Source organism: Streptomyces sp. NBC_00250 (assembly GCF_036192275.1).
Taxonomy (GTDB): Bacteria; Actinomycetota; Actinomycetes; order Streptomycetales; family Streptomycetaceae; genus Streptomyces.
Window position 1 is genome coordinate 8144216 of record NZ_CP108088.1, and the last position, 18011, is coordinate 8162226.

16 protein-coding genes are annotated in these 18011 nt (G+C 72.4%); 6 read left to right on the forward strand and 10 right to left on the reverse strand.

The genetic code is table 11. The features are described from left to right. Window positions 1–6: 6 nt before the first annotated feature. Entirely contained in the window at window positions 7–441 is a 435-nt protein-coding gene (locus OG259_RS36830) for an STAS domain-containing protein (protein WP_328946199.1), read from the reverse strand. A 135-nt stretch (window positions 442–576) separates the two neighbouring features. Between OG259_RS36830 and OG259_RS36835 the strand changes: the two genes are divergently transcribed. Further along, complete coding sequence (locus OG259_RS36835) at window positions 577–939, forward strand: helix-turn-helix transcriptional regulator (RefSeq protein WP_328946200.1); 363 nt, start codon at window positions 577–579, stop codon at window positions 937–939. A gap of 103 nt (window positions 940–1042) precedes the next feature. On the opposite strand, the gene OG259_RS36840 is transcribed toward OG259_RS36835, so the two are convergent. From OG259_RS36840 to OG259_RS36850, 3 genes are all read right to left on the reverse strand, one after another. After that, window positions 1043–1537, reverse strand: coding sequence for a hypothetical protein (locus OG259_RS36840; RefSeq protein ID WP_328946201.1), 495 nt, complete (start codon window positions 1535–1537; stop codon window positions 1043–1045). Next, entirely contained in the window at window positions 1534–2958 is a 1425-nt protein-coding gene (locus OG259_RS36845; RefSeq protein ID WP_443052079.1) for an ATP-binding protein, read from the reverse strand. Before OG259_RS36845 ends, OG259_RS36840 begins: the two co-directional genes overlap by 4 nt. A gap of 191 nt (window positions 2959–3149) precedes the next feature. Further along, window positions 3150–3845 (reverse strand): response regulator transcription factor, encoded by a 696-nt coding sequence (locus OG259_RS36850; RefSeq protein ID WP_328946202.1) that lies wholly within the window; start codon window positions 3843–3845, stop codon window positions 3150–3152. Between the two features lie 133 nt (window positions 3846–3978). Here OG259_RS36850 and OG259_RS36855 point away from each other — a divergent pair, with 133 nt between their 5' ends. From OG259_RS36855 to OG259_RS36870, 4 genes are read left to right on the forward strand one after another with little or no spacing between them, the layout of a single operon-like run. Next, window positions 3979–4647 (forward strand): hypothetical protein, encoded by a 669-nt coding sequence (locus OG259_RS36855; RefSeq protein ID WP_328946203.1) that lies wholly within the window; start codon window positions 3979–3981, stop codon window positions 4645–4647. After that, window positions 4644–5738 carry a peptidoglycan-binding domain-containing protein gene (locus tag OG259_RS36860; RefSeq protein WP_328946204.1) on the forward strand — a complete coding sequence of 365 codons (1095 nt, stop codon included), beginning with the start codon at window positions 4644–4646 and terminating at the stop codon, window positions 5736–5738. The genes OG259_RS36855 and OG259_RS36860 overlap by 4 nt, the downstream gene beginning before the upstream one ends. Next, complete coding sequence (locus OG259_RS36865) at window positions 5735–6517, forward strand: ABC transporter ATP-binding protein (RefSeq protein WP_328946205.1); 783 nt, start codon at window positions 5735–5737, stop codon at window positions 6515–6517. Before OG259_RS36860 ends, OG259_RS36865 begins: the two co-directional genes overlap by 4 nt. Further along, the gene (locus OG259_RS36870) at window positions 6514–7743 is read left to right on the forward strand and encodes an ABC transporter permease (protein ID WP_328946206.1); all 1230 of its coding nucleotides are present in this window, start codon (window positions 6514–6516) and stop codon (window positions 7741–7743) included. Before OG259_RS36865 ends, OG259_RS36870 begins: the two co-directional genes overlap by 4 nt. On the opposite strand, the gene OG259_RS36875 is transcribed toward OG259_RS36870, so the two are convergent. From OG259_RS36875 to OG259_RS36900, 6 genes are all read right to left on the reverse strand, one after another. Continuing rightward, window positions 7730–8089 (reverse strand): MazG-like family protein, encoded by a 360-nt coding sequence (locus OG259_RS36875; RefSeq protein WP_328946207.1) that lies wholly within the window; start codon window positions 8087–8089, stop codon window positions 7730–7732. The genes OG259_RS36870 and OG259_RS36875 overlap by 14 nt on opposite strands. Further along, the gene (locus tag OG259_RS36880) at window positions 8086–10134 is read right to left on the reverse strand and encodes an ABC transporter ATP-binding protein (RefSeq protein WP_328946208.1); all 2049 of its coding nucleotides are present in this window, start codon (window positions 10132–10134) and stop codon (window positions 8086–8088) included. The genes OG259_RS36875 and OG259_RS36880 overlap by 4 nt, the downstream gene beginning before the upstream one ends. Before the next feature lie 214 nt (window positions 10135–10348). Beyond that, window positions 10349–11794, reverse strand: a complete 1446-nt coding sequence (locus OG259_RS36885; RefSeq protein ID WP_328946209.1) for a DEAD/DEAH box helicase — start codon at window positions 11792–11794, stop codon at window positions 10349–10351. A gap of 234 nt (window positions 11795–12028) precedes the next feature. Continuing rightward, window positions 12029–12232, reverse strand: a complete 204-nt coding sequence (locus OG259_RS36890) for a cold-shock protein (RefSeq protein WP_030218719.1) — start codon at window positions 12230–12232, stop codon at window positions 12029–12031. Between the two features lie 212 nt (window positions 12233–12444). Further along, the gene (locus OG259_RS36895) at window positions 12445–13215 is read right to left on the reverse strand and encodes a DUF817 domain-containing protein (protein ID WP_328946210.1); all 771 of its coding nucleotides are present in this window, start codon (window positions 13213–13215) and stop codon (window positions 12445–12447) included. Window positions 13216–13343: 128 nt separating this feature from the next. Continuing rightward, on the reverse strand, window positions 13344–14798 hold the full coding sequence (locus tag OG259_RS36900) for a glyceraldehyde-3-phosphate dehydrogenase (RefSeq protein ID WP_328946211.1): 1455 nt from the start codon (window positions 14796–14798) through the stop codon (window positions 13344–13346). A 137-nt stretch (window positions 14799–14935) separates the two neighbouring features. Between OG259_RS36900 and OG259_RS36905 the strand changes: the two genes are divergently transcribed. After that, complete coding sequence (locus tag OG259_RS36905; protein ID WP_328946212.1) at window positions 14936–17965, forward strand: AfsR/SARP family transcriptional regulator; 3030 nt, start codon at window positions 14936–14938, stop codon at window positions 17963–17965. The last annotated feature ends 46 nt before the right edge of the window (window positions 17966–18011 follow it).

Genomic DNA, 18011 nt, shown 5'->3' on the forward strand with positions numbered 1-18011 from the left:
GCCTCTTCATCGACCCGCGCCCCTTCGCCGCCCCTGACCCGCCTGCCGCGGAGCGATCGGCGGTGCGAAGAGTTCCCACGTGCCGGTCAGTCGGAACAGGCGGCTCATCCGTGGGCTCACGGGTCCCAGGGCCAGCGGGCAGCGCCCGCCGTTCAGATGCCCGCGTCGAGCGGCCACGAAGGCGCGCAGACCCACGCAGTCGCAGAAGGTGACGGCCGCCAGGTCGAGCGTGACGCCTTCCGGGTGCGCGCGCAGCGCGGCCTCGAGGTCCCGGTACAGGGCGGGGGCGGTGGCATGGTCGATCTCACCGCTGACGACGACACTGCCGCCCGGTGTGACCTCCACGGTCATCTGCGCGTCCTGCCCGGTCACGGGCGGCTCGGGGACGGTGTCGCCGGCGGGCGCCCGGGGATCGGTGGGGCGGCCTGGAAGGGGGTGCATGGTGTGCTCCCATGGGCCGGTCAGACCTGATCCTTTCGTCTCTATCGTCCTCTTTTGGCCCGTAATACGTCAACAATCACATGAGATGAATTTCCGGTCTTGCGACTCATGAGTAAATCGCCACATAATGGGTGCATGGGTGACAGTTCAGGCGATCGTCGGTCGTGGACCTTCCTGACGAACCACGCCCGAGTGCTGGTGGTGATCGCCCGAGATCCCGATGTACGTCTGCGTGACGTCGCCGTCGCATGCGAGGTGACCGAGCGGACGGTGCAGGCGATCGTCGCCGATCTGGAGGCCGCCGGGTACCTGGCGCACGCGCGCGAGGGGCGGCGCAACCGCTACCGCCTGTCCTCCGGCATGCGCTTCCGGCATCCGCTGGAGGGCGACTACGAGATCACCGGCCTGCTGGATCTGCTGAAGGCCGACCCCCGCGGCGGTCCCGTGCCCCATGTCGAGGCAGGCGACACCGGCCCTCTGTCCCGCGCGGACACCTAGGTCGTGTCCGGCAGGTCCCGCCTTGCCCGCGACGCCTCGCACGCACGATCGCCGCGCCCGTGAAGCGGTAGGACACGACGACCTGCCGCCGGCTCGGCCCGCGCTACCCGTTGAGGAACTCGCCGCACCGGTAGGGGCCGAGGTCCCGGCCCTCCGGCCGGCGCAGCGTGACCTTCACGTCGTCGGTCCTGACCGTCGGGTCGAGCACGGACTGCGCGCGGGCCAGGGTGCACACCAGTTGCCCCGTGCCCTGGTCGCGGCCCGACGCCGCGTACGGGTCCTCCAGGTGCACCGTGACCTGGTCGCCCTCGCCCGTCACCGTGTAGCCGCCGAGCTGGACCAGGTTGGTGAGGCCGTCACGCTGTTCGGCCGGGGGAGGGCCGCCGGCGAGCAGTTTCACCACCGCGTTGAGGCTCTCGACCTTCCTGTCGAGCACCGGCACTCCCCGCAGTCCGCTGTCCGACGCGAAGTACAGCCGGACTCCCCGCGTCAGCCCGGACGCCGGCTCACCCGCCCCTATCACCCCCGTCGGCTGCACACCGCACCCCACCAGGGCGATCCCGAGGACGGAGAGCAGCACTCCCGCTCGTCCCTTCACTCCGCTCCCTCTTCCGTACGCCGCAGGGGCAGGCGCAGTGTGAACACGGCACCGCCCTCCGGCCCTTCGACGACGTCGATCGTGCCGCCGTGCAGCCGCGCGTTCTCCAGGGCGATCGCCGTGCCGAGGCCGCTGCCCTGCCCGGCGGTGTCGGCCGCACTCCGCGTGCGGGCCGTATCCGCCTTGTAGAACCGGTCGAAGACCCGCTCCCGGGCCTCCGCCGGCAGCCCCGGGCCGTGGTCGGCGACCTCCACCGTCACCCACTCCCCGTCCGCTGCCCCGGTCGTGCCGAGGGTCACGGTGACCGGCGGGGCTCCGTGCCGCAGCGCGTTGCCCACCAGGTTCGCCACGATCACATCGACGCGACGCCGGTCGACCACCGCCCGTACCCCCTCGTCGAGGCGGACCTCCACCCGGTCCGTCCAGCCGCGCACCGCGAGCGACGCCCGTACCGCATCGGCGAGGTCCGTCTCCGCCGCGTTCAGCCGGACCGCGTTCGCGTCGAAGCGGGAGATCTCCATCAGGTCCTCGACGAGCCGCGAGAGCCGTGCCGTCTCCGCGCCCACGGTACGGGCCGCCCGCGCCGCGTCCGGCGGCAGCTGGTCGGCGTCCTCCTCCAGGACGGTCGCGACCATCGTCATCGCCGCCAGAGGTGTGCGCAGTTCGTGCGATACGTCCGCCACGAAGCGGCGCGCCTTCGCCTCCTGCTCGCGCAGCCGCGCGTCGGAGGCCTGAAGGGCGTCCGCCGTCTCGTTGAACGTCCGCGCCAGATCGGCCAGTTCGTCGTGCCCCGTGACCGCGACCCGACTCCCGAGATCGCCCTCCGCGAGCTCGCGCGTGGCCCGTCCCAGCTTCCGTACGGGACGGAGGACCGTTCCGGCGGCCAGCAGCGCCAGGACGGCGGCCAGCACCACCACCGGCAGGACTCCCGCCCGTACGGAGTCGAGCAGGGCGGCGGTGTCGTCGCGTTCGGCCCGCAGATCGGTGATGACGAAGACTTCGAGGCCGGAGGAGCGCCGGTCCCCGTCCGCGTACGTCACGGGCATGCCGACCACCAGATAGGGATCGCCCCGCCACATGACCCGCTGGAACCGGGACCCGTCCCCGGCCCGTACGGCGGTGCGCAGCTCGGCGGTGATCCTGCCGTCCGTGTCGGCGAGCGAATCGGAGACCGCGGCCAGGTCGTGGTAGCGGGCGACCACGATGCGGGCGCCGAGGCCGTCCGAGACCTTCGACGCGAACCGGGAGAGCGACCGCTGGTCGGGCGGCAGGTCGAAGTCGGCGGCGACCGCGGTGACCCGCGTCCGCACGTCGTTCACGGCGGCGTCCTGGGTGCGCCGCAGGACGGCGGTGCGCGCGTCCCGGTAGGCGAGCGCGGTCGCGGTGACCGCGCTGATGAGCGCGACGACGACGAACGTCACGACGAGCCGGGTCCGCAGCCCGCCGACGAGCCGCCGGGAGCGCCGCGTAGGGCCCCCGCCACGCCCACTGGGGCCGCTGCCGGTGGCATGGCCATGGCCGGGGTCACTGCCGGTGCCGGGGCCGGGGCCGGATTCAGATCCGGTGCGAGTGCGGCCGCCGGTGCTGGTGAGCCCAGCGCCCTTTCCGCGGCTCACAGCGGTCCGAAGCGGTAGCCGAAGCCCCGCACCGTCTGGACGTAGCGCGGCCTCGCCGGTACGTCCTCCAGCTTGGCCCGCAGCCGGCCGACCGCCGCGTCCACCAGCCGGGAGTCACCGAGGAACGTGTGGTCCCAGACCGATTCGAGGAGCTGCTCGCGGCTGAACACCCGGCCGGGGGAGGCCGACAGTTCGAGGAGCAGCCGCAGTTCGGTGGGCGGCAGCGGGATCGTGACACCGTGCTTCGTGACGGTGAGACCGGCGCGGTCGATCACCAGGCCCGCGAGGTCGCCGTCGCCGGTCCGCGACGGCCCGGACGGTTCCGCCCGCCGCAGGGCCGCCCGGATGCGGGCCTCCAGGACGGGCGCGGTGACCGGCTTCACCACGTAGTCGTCGGCGCCCGCCTCCAGGCCCGTCACGATGTCGTGGTCGTCCCCACGCGCGGTCAGCATGATCACCGGCAGCGTGGTCGTACGGGCGCGGATGCGGCGGCACACCTCGAAGCCGTTCATCCCCGGCAGCATCAGGTCGAGGACGACCAGCTCGACCTTGCCGCCGCCCGGGGCGTCGAGCAGCGCGAGCGCCTCCTCACCGGTGGCCGCCGTGTCGACGTCGTACCCGTGCCGGCGCAGCACGAGCTCCATTCCGTCCCGTACGGACGCGTCGTCCTCGATCAGCAGTACATGCGGCATGCGGTCGATTATGGGTGCCGCGAGCGCCGCTCCGTCCTCCCGGCAGGGGTCGATGCGCAGGTCGGGGGCATTGTTACGTTCTCATCATGTCGCCATGGAATCGCCATCACCTGGCCTGACGAGGGTGGTGGTCATGAGCCCGAAGACACCTTCCCGTGCCACCTCCCGTGCCACTGCCCGGCTGCGCCTCACCGCCCTCGCCGCGCTCCCCGTCCTCCTCCTCTCCGCGGCCTGCGGCAGCGGTGACGACGGCGCCCGTGGAACCCAGCAGACCGACGACATCGCCTCCGTTCCGGAGACCACCACCACCGCCTCGCCGTCCGCCGACGTCGCCGGCACTCCCAGCACCCGGCCCGCCGGGAAGAGCGCCTTCTACGACGCCCAGCTGGCCTACGTCCGGTGCATGCGCGTCAAGGGCGGCTACAAGGACTTCCCGGACCCCAAGCTCAGCGGTCACCTCGACTGGGGGAAGGTCGAGGAGATCTCCTCCCGGCCCGGCCAGATGGAGGCCGCCAAGGGCGGCAAGAACGGTGTCTGCGTCGACGAACTCCAGAAGGTCATGCTGGCCGAGCCCAAGCGGGACCAGCAGAAGGACTACGAGTCGATGCTCGCGCACGCCAAGTGCATGCGCGACAACGGCGTCTCCCGGTTCACCAACCCGACCATGAGCGGCGGCAACGCCCAGCCGGGCGGCGACCCGAACCCCGCCTCCCCGACCATCGACGGCGACTCGCCGGCGTACAAGCAGGCCCGCGAGGCGTGCAAGACGAAGCTGCTCGACGGTCTGGACGGCATGCAGTGAAGCGCCGCACCGCCTTCCGCGTGCTCGGCGCGGTGACGGTCGCCGCCGCCGTCACCGGGGGAGTCGTGTTCGTCGCCGACGTCGGCATCCTCGGCGACGGCCGGGGCGCCCCGGCCGGGAAGGGCGGCGACCTGCCGCCCGCCACCGCGACCGTCGTACGCACCGACCTCGTCCAGTCCAAGACCGTAGACGGCCGGCTCGACTTCGCCCAGCGCCGCCCCGTCAAGTCCGCCGTCGACGGCACCGTCACCGTGGCCGCCTCCGAAGGCAGAACACTCACCATGGGGCAGGCGCTGTACGAGCTGAACGACAAGCCCGTCACCCTGCTCTACGGTCCCGTCCCGATGTTCCGCGAGATGAAGTCGGGCGACCGGGGCAGCGACGTACTCCAACTGGAGCGCAACCTTCGCGACCTGGGGTACGGCTCCGGGCTCTACGTCGACACGCGGTACGACAAGGACACCGAGACCGCCGTCAAGCGGTGGCAGAAGTCCCTGAACCGCGAGCCCACCGGCAAGGTCGGCCGGGGAGACGTCGTCTTCCAGCCCGCCCAGGTCAAGGTCGTCTCCGCCGACGCCGCGCTCGCCGACCAGGTCGGCCCCGGCGAACCCGTCCTGACGATCGCCTCCACCAAGCCGGTCGTCCGGGCCCACCTGGACCAGACCGACGGCGCGCTCACGGCGTCCGGCACCAAGGTGGAGGTCACCCTGCCCAGCGGGAAGACCGTGGCCGGGCGCGTCGCCGGAACCGTACGCCCCGAGGAGACCGGCTCCGGGGACGGCGCGGGCGGGCAGGAAGGAATCGTCGTCGAGGTCGTCCTCGACGGCGGGGCGCGCGCCGCGTCCGGCGAGGACGCCAGGGCGCCGGCCAGCGTGAAGTTCGTCAGCGAGGCCCGCAAGGGAGTCCTCGCGGTCCCCGTCGAGGCGGTCCTCGCCCTCCGCGGCGAGAACGGCGGTTACGGCCTCCAGATCGTCCAGGGCACCACCACGAGGACGATACGGGTGGAGACGGGCATGACCGCCGACGGCCGGATCGAGGTCAGCGGCCCGGACGTGACGGAAGGCCTGAAGGTCGGAATGGCGGCCTCATGACCCCGGCAGCCGTCATGGCGCCCCCGCCCCCGGTCCCCGTCGTGGAGCTGCGGGACGCCACCAAGTCGTACCCCGGTGGAGTCCACGCCCTGCGCGGAGTGAACCTGACCGTCGGCGCGGGCGAACTCCTCGCCGTCGTCGGACCCTCGGGCTCCGGCAAGTCCACGATGCTCCACGTCATGGGCACCCTCGACAAGCCCACCAGCGGCACCGTCCGGATCGCCGGGTACGACGTGTCCGCCCTCTCCGACAACCGCCTCTCCGCACTGCGCGCCCGCCACATCGGCTTCGTCTTCCAGCACTTCCACCTGGCGGCGGGGCGCGACGCCGTCGACAACGTCGCCGACGGGCTGCTGTACGCGGGCGTGCCGCTGCGGGAACGCCGGGCGCGGGCGCGGGACGCGCTCGACCGGGTCCGCCTCGACCACCGCCACGCCCACACGCCGAACGAGCTGTCCGGCGGCGAGAAGCAGCGCGTGGCCATCGCCCGCGCGCTGGTGGGCGAGCCCCGGCTGCTGCTCGCCGACGAGCCGACCGGCGCCCTCGACACCGCCTCGGGGGAGATCGTCATGGAGCTGCTGCACGAGCTGCACGCCTCCGGCACCACCATCTGTGTGATCACCCACGACAACGAGATCGCGGACTCGTTGCCGCGCCGGATCCGCTTCAAGGACGGCGAGATCGTCTCGGACGAACGCGCCGCCCGGCCGGGGGACGCGCGCGGCGCCCTTCCCGGACACGCCCGCGGCCCCCTTCCCGGGGAAGGAGCCTCGCCTTGAACGGCACCCTCACACGGAACGGCACCGTCACATCGAGCGGCACCCTCAAACCCTCCCGTCTCTCCGCCCGAGACATCCTCCGGGTCGGCGCGGTCGGTCTTCGCGCGCGTCGCGCGCGCGTGGTGCTGTCCGCGCTCGGCATCGCCATCGGCATCGCGACCATGGTCGCGGTCGTCGGCCTGTCCGAGTCGAGCCGCGCGGACCTGATGGCCCAGCTCGACCGGCTCGGCACCAATCTCCTCACCGCCGAGGCGGGCGAGGACGCCCTGGGCAGAAAGGTCGAACTCCCCAAGAACGCGGTCGCGATGGTCGAGCGCATCGGCCCGGTCCAGCACGCCACCGGCACCGGTGACGTCGACGCCCGGATCCGCCGCAGCGACCTCGTCCCCGAGGAGCGCACGGCGGGCGTCACCACCCAGGCGGTCCGCATCGACCTCCTTGCCGCGCTCGGCGGCGAGGTCGACAAGGGCGCCTGGCTGGACCCGGCCGGCGAACGGCTGCCGGTCACGGTCCTCGGAGCCGTGGCCGCCGACCGCCTCGGCATCACCGGCACCGGCGAGACGATCATGATGAACGACACCCGCGTGGTCGTCGTCGGCATCCTGAAACCCATCGAACTCGTCCCGAACCTCGACCGGGTCGCGATGGTCGGGTTCCCCGCCGCCGAGCGTCACTTCGGCTTCGACGGTCACCCGACGACCGTCTTCGAGCGCTCCACGGACGCCTCGGTGGAGGACGTACGGGCGATCCTGGCCCGCACGATCAGCCCCGGCGGTGAGGCGGGCGTCAAGGTCTCCCGACCGTCGGACGCGCTGGCCGCCAAGGCCGCCACCGACAAGGGCCTGACGACCCTGATGCTGGGCCTGGGCGCCGTGGCCCTCCTGGTCGGCGGAGTCGGGGTCGCCAACACCATGGTCATCTCCGTACTGGAGCGACGTCAGGAGATCGGCCTGCGCCGCTCCCTCGGTGCGACCCGCAACGCGATCCGGCTCCAGTTCATCACCGAGTCACTGCTGTTGTCGGCGCTCGGCGGGGTGACGGGCGCGCTCCTCGGCGCGGCGGCGACGTACGGGTTCGCGCGGTTCCAGGGCTGGACGGCGGTCGTCCCGCCCTGGTCCCTCGCCGGCGGCCTGGCGGCCACGCTCCTCATCGGAGTGATCGCCGGTCTCTACCCGGCGATCCGGGCCTCCCGCCTCCACCCGACGGTGGCGCTCAACGCGACCTGACCACCGGGTCGCCGTCGTGCGGGAGGAACTTCGCCGACTTCCGGGCGAGTACGGAGGCGAAGAACTCGGGTGCGTCGTCGGGGCGCATCCGGGCCAGGGAGACCATGCCGGTGATCACCGTGTCCACCACCTCCTCCTGCACGTGCTCCCAGTCGTGGCTGCGGCCCTTGCGCGGATTGGACGCCCGGGCCCCGATGACGGCCTGAGCGGCCTCACCCACCTCCTCGGTGAGCTTGAGCACCTGCAGCGTCCACTGCTCCTCCGGCGCGAGGCCCCGCTCGGCGTCGAACTCCGCGAAGCGCGTGGCGAGCGAACGGATCGTGTTCCACGGGTCGTCGTCCCTCACGAGGTCTCCTCTGGTGTGCCACCGGTGCCGTGGTGGGCCGCGGCCGCGGCGGTCGTGTCGCGCGGGCGGTAGCCGCCCGCCTGGAGGGTGAACATCGAAGCGTAGGTGCCGCCGAGGGCCATCAGGGTGTCGTGCGAGCCCGATTCGGTGATGCGGCCGGCGTCGAAGACGAAGATCCTGTCGCAGTCGACGACGCTGGCCAGCCGGTGGGAGATGAGCACGGTGATCTGGTCCTCACGCAGCCGACCCCGCAACACGGCCTCGTAGACGGCGTGTTCGGACGGCGGATCCATGCTCGCGGTCGGCTCGTCGAGCAGCAGCAGCGGCGCCTTCTTGTACAGGCCGCGGGCCACGGCGATCTTTGCCCACTGCCCGCCGGACAGCTCCTGCCCGCCCCGGAACCGCTTGGACAGCAGCGCCCCCCACTGGCCGGGCAGTCCGGCGACGACCTCGTCGGCCCCGGCGGCGCGGGCCGCGTCCAGGACGCGCTGCGGCTCGGCCTCGGTGAGCGTCCCGGTGGAGACGGTCAGGTTGGACAGGGCGCTGAACGGCAGCCGGAGCGGGTCCTGGAGCACACAGGCGACCTGCGCGTGCACCGACTGGGCGTCCATCCCGGACACATCGGTCCCGTCCCAGCGGACGGTGCCCCGCTGGGGCTCGTACAGCCCCGCGAGGACCTTGGCGCAGGTGCTCTTGCCCGAACCGTTGAGGCCGACGAAGGCGACCGTCTCCCCGGCGTGCAGCCGCAGGGTGATCCCGTCGAGGGCCGGCGTGTCCTTGCCCGGGTAGGTGAACCCCACGTCGTCCAGGGCGATCGTCCTCACCCGGTCCGGTGCCCGGAGGGCGGACCGGCGCGGCAGGAGCCGACGGCACCGCTCCTGTACGGCGAGGAGGTCGTCGACCCACAGCGCGTGCTCGTACACGAGGTGGGCGACGTCGACGAGCCGGGTCAGGGACGACTGCCCGGCCTGGATGGCGAGGACCGCCCCGGCCCCGGCCGCCAGCGGCAGCCAGCCGGCGATCAGCATGGCCCCGAGGGCGAGGTAGGTGATGCCGGTACCGAGCCCGCCGACCGTCCGGCCCGCCAGGTTCAGCGCCGCCGAGCGGGTGCCGAGACGGGTGTCCTCCTCGGCGATCCTGGTGGTCAGCCTGCGGTGCTCGTCGAGAAGCGCGCCCTGCGCGGTGTCCGAGCGGAGTTCGGCCGCCGCGTCCACGTCGATGAGCAGCCAGGAGAAGACCCGGACACGGCGCTGCAGGGCGTTCCAGCGCATGAAGGAGCGGAACCGGTTCCGTGCGCCGCGCACGGCGGCCGCGCCCACGGGCAGGACGGACAGCAGCAGAAGGGGGAGGAGGGCCGGGTGCAGGATCCCGAGGACGCCGGCCGTGCCGAGGAGCCCGAGGGCCGCGGAGGCGAGGGAGACGACCTGGCCGACGATCTGCCGGGCGAAGTACAGGCCCCGGTCACTGGCCCGGTGGACGTCGTCGTGCCACGACGCGTCCTCGACGGCCTCCAGACGGACGTGCGCCGTGAGCCGGAGGAACTCGCATTCGAGCGCGGTACGGATCTTGGGCGTGACGCGCGCCTGGGCGACGGCGACCGCCGCTTCGAGCAGCGCGCGGGCGGCGAGGAAACCGACCACGGTGAGGAGCTGCGGGACGGCCGCGCGGACGCGGTCGGGGGTCGGGCCCTCGGCGAACAGCTCCCGGAGGACGGCCACCGAGGCCATCAGACCGAAGGCGCTCATGGCGGCCGAGGCGAGTTGGCAGCCGACGACCGCGAGGGTGGCGGGGCGGTCGGCCTGCCAGGCGAGCCGTCCGATACGGGCGGTGATCCTCGGCAGCCGTCCCAGAACCTCGCGGACGGTGGCCTGCGCGGCGGCACCGTCGTGGACGGCCCAGTAGGCGTCCTCCAGCTCCGCCGTCATGTCCCCGTCCTGAGGACCGGCGGGCATGCTCGCGGGGGGAGCGGCCAGCGGGGCGGGCCGAGGCGCCGGGACACCGCCGCCGCCTCCCGTCCCGGTGGTGGTGTCGGTGGCATCGCTCAAGAGGACCTCCGGGGTGCGTCGGTGAGCACGTTGCCGAGCTCAACGACACCGCGTCGACTTCGAACACACGTGTTTCAGACGCTCCCCGAACCGCACGGCGGCGCGACAAGCCGCGCGTGCGGGATACACCGACCCTTGGCTGCGACGGCCCGCCGTCGGCGCCCCGCTGGCCGAAACGCCGACACTCGCCGTCAGCCGTGGGCCCCCACCGGCCTCACTTGCCGCGGCGGATGCGCGCGGCCTGCCTGGCCTCGGCCGTCTTGCGGGCCTCGGCGGCCTTGCGGGACTCGTTCTTGGCGCGGCCGGGGCGGCCGGGGACCGTGCCCATGCCGCGGAAGGCCGCGCCGCCGCGCTTCGTGCCCTCCTGGCTGGGCGCGGCGCCGTCGACGGGTACGCCCGAGGGGGTACGGGCTCCGGTGAGGCGGCTCAGCTCGGCCTCGCCCGAGCGGACCTGGGTGACCTGGGCGCGGATGCCCGCGTCCGCCATCAGCCGGGCCACGTCACGCCGTTCGTCGGAGGTGACCAGGGTGACGACGACTCCGGACTCGCCGGCGCGGGCGGTGCGCCCGCCGCGGTGCAGATAGTCCTTGTGGTCGGCCGGCGGGTCGACGTTGACGACGAGGTCGAGCTCGTCGACGTGGATGCCGCGCGCCGCCACGTTGGTGGCGACGAGGACCGGGACCTCGCCGGACCTGAAGCGGTCCAGGGTGCGGGTCCGCAGCGGCTGGGACTTGCCGCCGTGCAGCGCGGCGGCGCGGACACCGCTGCCGAGGAGGTGCTTGGTGAAGCGGTCGACGGCCGCCTTCGTCGCCAGGAACATGATGACCCGCCCGTCGCGGGCCGCGATCTCGGTGGCGGTGGCGAACTTGTCGGCGCCGTGCACCTGCAGCACGTGGTGGTCCATCGTGGAAACCGTGGCGGACGAGGGGTCGACGGAGTGGACGACCGGGTCGTCGAGGTACCGCTCGACCAGCAGGTCGACGTTGCGGTCGAGCGTGGCGGAGAACAGCATGCGCTGGCCCACGCCGCCCACCCGGTCGAGCACCTCGGTGACCTGCGGCATGAAGCCCATGTCGGCCATCTGGTCGGCCTCGTCGAGGACGGTGACGCCCACGCGCTCCAGGCGGCAGTCCTTGCGCTCCACGAGGTCCATGAGGCGGCCCGGAGTGGCGATCACGACCTCGGCCCCGTCGCGCAGCGCCGTGGCCTGCCGGCCGATCGACATGCCGCCGACCACCGTGGCCAGGCGCAGCTTGAGGGCCTGGGCGAAGGGGGCGAGCGCGTCCGTGACCTGCTGGGCCAGCTCGCGGGTGGGGACGAGGACCAGCGCGAGCGGCTTACGGGCCTCGGCGCGGCGTCCCGCGACGCGGACGAGCAGGGGCAGGCCGAAGGCGAGGGTCTTCCCGGATCCGGTGCGTCCGCGTCCCAGGACGTCCCGGCCCGCGAGGGCGTCGGGGAGGGTGGCGGACTGGATCGGGAACGGCTCGTCGACGCCGAGCCGCGTGAGGACGTCGAGGACCTCGGCCGGCAGGTCGAGCTCGGCGAAGGTGGCGGCGGGGGGCAGTGCCGGGGTGCCGGAGGCCGGCGCGGCGAATTCTTCCTTCGCCTGCGTGGCGCGTCGCGCCCTGTCCGTACGGTCTGCGCGGTGCGTGCTGTTCATGGGGACCTTCCTCGAAACGGTGCGCTTCGAGGAATTCGCGAGGGGCCGCGTGGCCCGATGAATTACAGGAACGTACCGAACGCCACAAGCGTGCGGATCCGGCCAGCCGAGGAGATGAAATCCGGCGTCCGGTCCGTGAAAAAGCCTGGGAATGCTTGAAGTATCTGGAAAATGCAACGAGCCGGGGCCCTCACCACACGGGTGAGGACACCGGCTGCGTCGGACGCGTCAACGTCAGGCGGGGAGGATGTTCTCCGCCTGGGGGCCCTTCTGGCCCTGCGTGACGTCGAAGGTCACCTTCTGGCCTTCCTGGAGCTCACGGAAGCCAGAGGTGGCGATGTTGGAGTAGTGGGCGAAGACGTCCGGGCCGCCACCCTCCTGCTCGATGAAGCCGAAGCCCTTTTCAGCGTTGAACCACTTCACGGTGCCGTTAGCCATGTCAAATCTCCTTCGGGGCGTAGCCCAGGGGTCCGCACTGTGCGGAACCCGGAGTCGCCGTGATGATTGCCCCGTCCGGAAAACTGCACCGAAAACACAGAAAGTGCCTGACGATGTCGAATCGTCAAAGGCACTTGTAAGTTTCTTTGGGAACCACGACTGCAACTGCTGTCGACTGTACCACGTCCCCTGCACCCGTGCACGGAATTGCCTCAATTCTCGTGTCTCGCCGGGTGGGAAGACATTGCCAGGACGAACGTGACCGTCATCAGCAGGGCCCAGGCGCCGAACTTGGCGAGGGACACCGGCTGCCAGCCGTCCAGCTGGTCCGGATAGCTCCAGGCGCCGACGTAGGTGGCCGCGTTCTCCGCGACCCAGAGGAAGAAGCCGATCAGGACGAACGACAGGGCCAGCGGCATCCGGTGGTCCCGGTCGCCCACCCGGAACCGCACCCAGGTCCCCGCCGTCGCCACGAGGAGAAGCGCCGCCAGGGCCCAGCGGGCGTCGGGCAGCCAGTGGTGGCTGAAGAAGTTCACGTACACGGCGGCGGCGAGCGCGGCCGTCGCGCGCGGTCGGTAGCCCGTCAGCCGCAGGTCGAACAGGCGCCGGGCCCGGCAGGCGTAACTGCCGAGCGCCGCGTACAGGAACCCGCCGTACAGGGGCACCCCGCCGACCTTCGTCAGCGCCTCCTCCGGATAACTCCACGAGCCCATCCGTACCTTGACCAACTCGAAGAGCAGGCCCGTGGCATGGCAGGCGGCGATCACCGCGATGTCCCGCCCGGTGTCCCACCCGACCTTCCAGGCCACGACGGTGAGACCGATCCCGTACAGCAGCAGCAGGTCGTAGCGGGCGATCGGCAGCTCGGGCAGCAGGGACGAGACGGCGATCCCCCCGACGAGCGCGACGGCGAAGGCGCAGCACCGCGCCTCCAGTACCGCGAACCGCAGGAGCTGGCGTATCCCGTGCGTGAACGTGTCCATGCCGGGAGGGACGCCGGGCGGCCGCGGTCGGTTCGCGCGGCGGGGCCGCGGGGGGACGGCGAACGGCGGCGCGCCGCACCTCCCGGAGGAAGTGCGGCGCGCCGCCGTGCTGTCGGGCCGGGCGGGGATCAGACCGCCGGAGCCGGGAAGGTCGGGTACTCCACGCCGGAGACGTGCTGGACGACCCGGATGACCTGGCACGAGTAGCCGAACTCGTTGTCGTACCACAGGTAGAGGATCGCGTTGTCGCCGTCGACCTTGGTCGCGCCGGCGTCGACGATCGACGCGTGGCGCGAGCCCACGAAGTCCATCGAGACGGCGTCGGGGGCCGTGGTGAAGTCGATCTGACGCTTCAGCGGCGAGTGCAGCGAGACGTCGCGGAGGTACTCCAGGACCTCGTCGCGGGTGGTCTCGCGGCCCAGGCGCAGGCTCAGGATCGCGATCGAGACGTCCGGGACGGGGACGCGGATCGAGCTGCCCGTGATCGGGGCCTTGAGCTCCGGCAGCGCCTTGGCGACGGCCGAGGCGGCACCGGTCTCGGTGATGACCATGTTGAGCGGCGCGGAACGGCCGCGGCGGTCGGCCTTGTGGTAGTTGTCCAGGAGGTTCTGGTCGTTCGTGAAGGAGTGGACCGTCTCCACGTGACCGCGCAGCACGCCGTACTCGTCGTCCATCGCCTTCAGCGGCGGGACGATCGCGTTGGTGGTGCAGGAGGCGCAGGACAGGATCTGCTCGTCCGGCTTGATCGTGTCGTGGTTGACGCCGTGCACGATGTTCGGCACGTCACCCTTGCCGGGCGCGGTCAGGACGACCTTGTCGATGCCGGGGCGCAGGTGCTTCGACAGGCCCTCGCGGTCGCGCCACTTGCCGGTGTTGTCGATCAGGATGGCGTTCTCGATGCCGTACGCCGTGTAGTCGACCTCGGAGGGGTCGTTGGCGTAGATCACCTTGATCGTGTTGCCGTTGGCGACGATCGTGCTGTTCGCCTCGTCGACCGTGATCGTGCCCTGGAACTGGCCGTGGATCGAGTCACGGCGCAGCAGCGAGGCGCGCTTCACCATGTCTTCGGCGGCCCGCTCACCGCCGCCGCGGACGACGATCGCGCGCAGGCGCAGACCGTTGCCCGAACCGGCCTTCTCGATGAGGAGGCGGGCGACGAGGCGGCCGATGCGGCCGAAGCCGTAGAGGACGACGTCACGGCCGTCACGGCGCTCGATCTTGTTCTCGCCCGTGGCCCCGGCGACGGCCTCGGCGGTGAACTCCTCCACCGTGAGACCGCGGCTGTCGGTCTTGTACTCGGCGGCCAGCATGCCGATGTCGATCTGGGACGGCCCGAGATCGAGGGTGGTGAGCGTCTGGAGGAACGGAAGCGTCTCGGTGACCGACAGCTCCTCGCCGGCGATCTGGCGGGCGAACCGGTGGGTCTTGAGGATGCTGACCACCGACTTGTTCACCAGGGAGCGGCTGTGGACCAGGACGGTGATGTCCTGCTCCCGGTGCAGCTTCCCGATGATCGGGATCATCGACTCCGCGATCTCCTCGCGGTTCTTCCAGCTGGTGAACGAGTCGTCATTGACAGTCACAAGTTTATCTTTCGAGCTAGGCGGCGCTCATATGGTAACCCCCGGCCGGTTTGATCAATCAAGGGGTGCCGAACCGTACGATGGGACAGTCGGGATCCGCCTCCGGTCGGGCGGCCCGCCTACCTTGATGCGGGGGCATGGTGGTGAAGTTCGGGCTGCTCGGATCGCTCGTCGTCCACGACGGGAAAGAACTGCGTCCCGTGACCGGACCCAAGGTCCGGGTCCTCCTCGCGGCACTGCTGCTCCAGGCGAACCGGGCGGTGTCCCGGGACGCCCTCAAGGAGGCCCTGTGGGGCGCCTCCGTGCCCGCCAGCGCCGACGCCGCCCTCGCCAACCACCTCACCCGGCTGCGCCGCGTCCTGGCCGCCCTGGACGACGGGACCGACGAGCGGCTGCGCACCGTGGCCCCCGGCTATCAGCTGCTCGTCGACGAGGGCGAGCTCGACGCCGACCTCTTCGAGGCCCGGGTCAGGGCCGTACGGCACGCCCACCGCCGGGAGGAGTGGGAGGAGGTCCGGCGCGAGACCGCGCTCGCCATGCCCCTGTGGCGCGGCACACCCCTCGCGGACCTTGCCCCCTTCGCCGACACCGAGGGGCCCGCGCTCCGCGTCCATCAGCTCGCGGAGGCCCGCCTGCAGGCCCTCGAATGGAGCTTCGACGCCGAGCTCGGTCTTGGGCGGCACCACGAGGCCGTCGCCCCGCTCAGCACGCTGGCGGCCGAGCATCCCCTGCGGGAGGGATTCCACCGGCGGCTCATGCTGGCGCTGTACCGGTCCGGCCGCCAGGCCGAGGCCTTCTCCGTCTACCACCGGCTGCGCCGCAGCCTCGTCGAGGAGCTCGGCACGGAACCGAGCGCCGCCGTCCAGCGGGCCCACCAGGAGGTCCTCGCCGGCGAACCGGCGCCCCGCCCGCGCGCCCACACCGGCCGCGCCGCGCCCCAGCCGCCCTTCCAGCTGCCCTGTGAGGGAGACGCCTTCACCGGCAGGGAGGCCGAGGCGGCGGCGATACGGGCCCTGCTCGGCGGGCCGGGGGAGACCCGGACGGGCGCCGGCGAAGGGCAGGGCACGGGCGGGGGCGCAGGCGCCGCGGGGCCCACCGGCGGCGATGCCGACGGGCGGGGCAGCGGCGAGACCGGCGGTGACGTCGACCGGCGGGACGGCGGCGAGACCGACCGTGCCGGCGGCCGCCCCGACGCGCTGCCCGCCACCGGCGGACCCGCCCCTGCCGCACCCGCCCGTCTCAGACACGTCGTCATCTCCGGCATGGGCGGTGTCGGCAAGACCGCCCTCGCCGTCCACGTGGCCCACCGCCTGCGCGAGGCCTTCCCCGACGGTGCCCTCTACGCCGACCTGCGCGGCTACTGCGTCCACGGCGCCCGCACGGCCCACGAGCTGCTCGCCCGCTTCCTCTCGGACCTCGGCGTGCACCACGACTCCCTGCCCGACGACACCGACGACCGCGCCCTGCTCCTCCGCGCCGCGCTCGCCGAGCGCCGCGTCCTGCTGGTCCTCGACAACGCGCGCAACGCCGACCACGTGGCGCCCCTCCTCCCGGCCGGCGGCCCGAGCGCCGCCCTCATCACCAGCCGGCAGCTGCTCGCCGACCTGCCGGGCTCCGTGAAGGTCCCGCTGGCCCCGCTGCCCGCGGCCGACCAGCACGCGCTCCTCGCCAAACTCGCGGGCGCCGATCGGGTGCGGCACGAGCCGGAGGCGCTGGCCGACATCATGGCCGCCTGCGGGGGCCTGCCCCTCGCGCTGCACATCGTCGGCGGCCGGCTCGCCTCCCGTCCCTCCTGGCCCCTCGCACTCCTGGCGAAACGGCTCACCCCGCACCAGGGCCGCCTGGAGACCCTCACCATGGGCACCTTCGACGTCCAGCGGACCTTCGCCATGAGTTACGTGGCCATGCGCGACAGCGACCAGCCCCTGGAGCGCGAGGCGGCGCGGGCCTTCCGGCTCATCGGCCGGGCGTGGTCGGGCCACCAGGTCACCCCGCAGTCCACCGCCGCGCTCCTCGACGTCACCGAGCCCCGCGCCGCCGCCGTACTCGACGTCCTGGCCGACGCCCACCTCGTCCTCAACCCGGAGCCCGACCGGTACGTGCTCCACGACCTCCTCGGCGAGTACGCGTGGCAGCGCGGGGAGGAGGAGGACACGGAGGCCGAGCTCCTCGCCGCCACCCTCCGGCTGCTCTCCTGGTACGTCGCGGCCCTCGCGGCCGCGTCGCACGCCGCCACCCGGGAGACCCAGTCCCCGCCGCCGCTGGAGCGGGAGACCGGGAAACCCCTGTCGCTGCCCGAGTTCGCCGACGACGACGAGGCGATCCGCTGGACGGCCAGGGAACTCCCCGCCATCCGGGACGCCCTCACCCGCGCCGGGGAACTGGGCCGCTCCGACATGGCGTGGCGGCTCGCCGTGGGGCTGTTCGGATACGCCGGTACGCACTGGTGGACGTCGGAATGGGACGCCTGTCTCGGACAGGCGATGGACATCGCCCGCGCCCACGACGACACGCTCGGTCAGGCGTGGCTGCACCGGCGGATGGCCGTCGCCCACGGCATGGCCTTCCGCAACGAGGACTGCCTCGCACACCTCCGCATCGCCCTGGAGCTGTTCACCGCGCGCGGCGACGTACTGGCCAGGGCCTCGATCCTCGGTAACCTGTCGGCCCTCTACTCGCAGATCGAGGAGGCCGAGCAGGCGCTGGAGTACGCCGAACTCTCCCGCGATCTCTACCGGGAGGCCGGCAACACCCGCGGCGAGGCGCTCGTGCTCAGCAGGATCGCGGAGGCCCGCCAGCTGTCCGGAGACTTCGAGGGGGCGGCGGCGGACATGATGCGCGTCGTCGAGCTGCTGCGCGCCGACGGCCCATGGCTCTTCCTCGCGACCTCGCTCACCAAGTACGGCGACATCCAGCGCGGTCTCGGTCGCCGCGACGAGGCCTTCGCGGCCCTCGCGGAGGCGCTCGGCATCAGGCACCGGATGGAGGACGCCGGAGGGACGGCCGACTGCCTGGTCTTCACGGCCCGCGCCCACCACCACTTCGGGGAGTGGGACGCCGCCCGCGCGACCTGGGAGACCTGTCTGGAGCTGGCCCGTACGCACAACCTGGCCAAGCGGATCGAGGAGAGCCTCGAAGGTCTCGCCGCCCTCCCCGACGCGGAGTGAGCCGCGCGGGAACCCACGGGACGTCCCGGGGACGTGTGGGACGGGG